We start from the raw sequence: 3,617 nt of genomic DNA, 5'->3' as shown, positions 1-3,617 counted from the left end.
GTCTACGGGCCCGCGCCACGGCCCCGCCCCCGGCGGGCTACGGGTCGAACAGAGAGCCAAGGTGGCCCAATCGGCGTGTCCAACGCCGGATTCTTCCCACTTTTCGCCCTACGTTGGTGAAGTGGAGCAACCCAGCACGCGTACCCCGCACCGCAGCGACCGCCGCGCGTCCGCCGTGCCGCGCCCCGCCGCACCCGCGGCGCCGGGGCCGGAAGGGCCGACGGGGGCGGAGGAGCCCGGCGGCGAGAGCGCCACCGTCTACCGCGCACGGTCCCGGCGGCCCCCGCCCCTGGTCGGCAAGATCGCCGCCGCGCTGTCCCGGCTGCCCGGCCCCCGCCTCACGGCGCTCGGCAGCGGGCTGCTCGCCGCGCTCGTCATGCTGCTGGTCGGCTACCTCGACTCCGTGCTGCTGGACGGCGCGCCCGGCGTGTACGGGGTGTTCTTCATGCTCACCGCCGCCGCCTGCGCGCTATGGGTGCGCCCCGCCGACCTGGTGATCGCGCCGGTCGGCGTGCCCATCGCCTTCGCCGTGGGGATCGTCGCGATCAGCAACGACACGGGCGGCACCGGCGGCCGGATCATGAGCGTGGTCACCGCGCTCGCCGTGCACGCCGGGTGGCTCTACGCCGGCACGGTGCTGGCCGTGCTGATCGTCTTCGTACGCAGGGCCGCGCTGGTCAGCCGGCAGCACCGGAACCGGCAGCAGGGCCGTCGGGACCAGCGTCAGCCGCGGCAGCGGCGGCGGCAGCCATCGCAGCCCCCACAATCCCCGCACTGTTCTGTAGCTGAGCAGGCACGATCTCGGCCTTGACGCCCTTGATCAGCGGCAGGAACTTCTCCGCCTTGCGGCTGACGCCGCCGCCGATCACGAACAGCTCGGGCGAGAAGAGCATCTCCACGTGCGCCAGGTACTTCTGCACCCGGTGCGCCCAGTGGTGCCAGCTCAGGTCCTCCTCGTCCTTGGCGCGCGTCGAGGCGTGCGTCTCCGCGTCGCGGCCGCTGAGCTCCAGATGGCCCAGCTCGGTGTTGGCGACCAGCTTGCCGTCGGTGAAGACCGCGCTGCCGATGCCCGTACCGAAGGTGAGCACGATGACCGTGCCGTAGTGGTCGCGGCCCGCGCCGAAGTGCACCTCCGCGAGGCCCGCCGCGTCCGCGTCGTTCAGGAGCGTCACCGGGGCGCCGAGCCGCTCCCGCAGCGCCCCCGCCGCGTCGAGGCCGATCCAGCTCTTGTCGACATTGGCCGCCGACCGCGTGGTCCCGTCGACCACCACGCCCGGGAACGTCGCGCCGACCGGGCCCGACCAGCCGAAGTGGTCCACGACCTCCTTGACGCCGTCGATCACTGCCTCGGGGGTGGCCGGGTGCGGGGTGAGCACCTTGTAGCGGTCGTCCGCCAGCTCTCCGCGCACCAGATCCACCGGGGCGCCCTTGATGCCCGACCCGCCGATGTCCACACCGAATACCTTCATGGACACGAGGCTAGGGCCGGACGGGCGTGATCACCCCTTGGACCCGTCGGAAAGGGACGCGGCCTCCGCGCGCAGATCGCGGCGGAGTTCCTTGGGCAGCGAGAAGGTGATGCTCTCCTCCGCGGCCGTCACGATCTCCACGTCGCCGAATCCGCGCTCCGCCAGCCAGTCCAGCACGCCCTGCACCAGGATCTCCGGCACGGACGCGCCCGAGGTCACGCCGACCGTCGAGACGCCCTCCAGCCACGCCTCGTCGATCTCGGCGGCGAAGTCGACCAGGTGGGCGTCGCGGGCGCCCGCGCCCAGCGCCACCTCGACGAGGCGCACCGAGTTCGAGGAGTTCTTGGAACCGACGACGATCACCAGGTCGGCGTCCGCGCCCATCTGCTTGACCGCCGTCTGGCGGTTCTGTGTGGCGTAGCAGATGTCGTCGCTGGGCGGCGAGATCAGCTTCGGGAAGCGCTCCTTGAGCGCGTCGACCGTCTCCATGGTCTCGTCGACGGACAGCGTGGTCTGGGAGAGCCACACGACCCGGGACTCGTCGCGGACGTGGACGTTCTTCACGTCCTCCGGCCCGTCGACCAGCGTGATGTGCTCGGGCGCCTCGCCGCTCGTGCCGACGACCTCCTCGTGGCCCTCGTGGCCGATGAGCAGGATGTCGTAGTCGTCGCCCGCGAACCGGACGGCTTCCTTGTGGACCTTGGTGACCAGCGGGCAGGTGGCGTCGATGGTCGCCAGATTGCGCCGCGCGGCCTCCTCGTGGACGACCGGCGCCACGCCGTGCGCCGAGAAGATCACGATGGCGTTCTCGGGCACTTCCTCCGTCTCGTCGACGAAGATCGCGCCCTTCTTCTCCAGGGTCTGCACGACGTATTTGTTGTGGACGATCTCCTTGCGCACATACACCGGAGCGCCGTACTGCTCCAGCGCCTTCTCGACGGCGATGACGGCACGGTCCACGCCCGCGCAGTAGCCACGAGGGGCGGCGAGCAGGACCTTGCGAGCTGTCGTAGCAGTCATGCCATCCATCGTACGGGCCTTGGCAGATGGCGCGGCTCAGCCTGTGGACAACCTCGGAGGCGAGCCGTCGGGGCGATCGGCCGGGACGAGCCGCGGGAGCGGGCTCGTACGGGCGTACCGGCGCGGCCCTGCGCGGCGCGGGCCGGGCCCGGCCCGGGTACGGGCTCTCCCGGCGCGTCCCAGATGCCCCGCGCGCCGCCGTGGCCGAAGCTGAGACACGATCATCACCGACAGGGGACGATCAACGCCGATCACCACGAAACACCGGACCAGCTAGGGGCACACCCCATGACCACCACGCCGACAGGCTCGACCGCCCCGGCGGGCGAGGACGGATCGCTCCGCCGGACGCTGTCCTTCCGGGACCTCGTCGTCTACGGACTGCTGTTCATCGCCCCCATGGCCCCGGTCGGCATCTTCGGGACGCTGGAAGCCAAGTCGCACGGCGCGATCGCCACCGTCTACATCGTCGCGACGATCGCGATGGCCTTCACCGCGTACTCCTACGCGCAGATGGTGCGCGTGGCGCCGCAGGCCGGCTCGGTCTTCACGTACGCGCGCGTGGGGCTCGGCGAGGGCGCCGGGTTCGTCGCCGGGTGGATGGCGATGCTCGACTACCTGCTGATCCCGGCCGTCGCCTACCTCTTCTCCGGGATCGCGATGCACGCCCTGGTGCCGTCCGTGCACCAGTGGGTGTGGACGGCCGTCGCGGTGGTCGTCACGACGCTGCTGAACCTGTGGGGCGTACGGGCCGCGGCCGTCGTCGGCGCGGCGGTGCTGGCCCTGGAGATCGTGGTGCTGGTGGTCTTCGTCGTCGCGGCGCTGTACGAGCTGATCGCGCACGGCGCCCAGCGCGGCTGGGCGGCGCCGCTCACCGGCGAGGGCTCCTTCTCGATGACCGCGGTCCTCGCGGCCGTCTCGGTCGCGGTCCTCTCCTACCTGGGCTTCGACGCGATCGCCTCGTTCGCGGAGGAGGCCGCGGGCGGCTCCGCGCGGGTCGCGAAGGCCGTGATCACCTGCCTTGTCATCGCGGGTGTCCTGTTCGCCGTGCAGACGTATCTGGCGGGCCTGCTGGCCCCCATGACGGCGGCCGAGCTGGCGGCAAAACCGGCCGAGCAGGGGGACGCG

At 71.6% G+C, this 3,617-nt stretch carries 3 protein-coding genes and 1 pseudogene; 2 read left to right on the top strand and 2 right to left on the bottom strand.

Annotation, left to right across the window (positions count from 1 at the left end; all coding sequences use genetic code 11):
- Window positions 1-376 precede the first annotated feature (376 nt).
- Window positions 377-616, top strand: a pseudogene (locus ACFU99_RS37430) (DUF6542 domain-containing protein); the annotation flags it as partial.
- Between the two features lie 61 nt (window positions 617-677).
- Here ACFU99_RS37430 and ppgK read toward each other — a convergent pair.
- Complete coding sequence (ppgK, locus tag ACFU99_RS37425) at window positions 678-1,469, bottom strand: polyphosphate--glucose phosphotransferase (RefSeq protein WP_384401266.1); 792 nt, start codon at window positions 1,467-1,469, stop codon at window positions 678-680.
- A gap of 30 nt (window positions 1,470-1,499) precedes the next feature.
- Window positions 1,500-2,498, bottom strand: a complete 999-nt coding sequence (locus tag ACFU99_RS37420; RefSeq protein WP_384401263.1) for a 4-hydroxy-3-methylbut-2-enyl diphosphate reductase — start codon at window positions 2,496-2,498, stop codon at window positions 1,500-1,502.
- Window positions 2,499-2,777: 279 nt separating this feature from the next.
- Between ACFU99_RS37420 and ACFU99_RS37415 the strand changes: the two genes are divergently transcribed.
- Window positions 2,778-3,617 (top strand): APC family permease (locus ACFU99_RS37415; RefSeq protein ID WP_384401260.1); only part of this gene is annotated, 840 nt, incomplete at its 3' end.

The organism is Streptomyces sp. NPDC057654 (assembly GCF_042800135.1).
Classification (GTDB): Bacteria; Actinomycetota; Actinomycetes; order Streptomycetales; family Streptomycetaceae; genus Streptomyces.
Note: the sequence above shows the minus strand (reverse complement) of the source record. Positions and strands in the feature narration are given on the sequence as shown.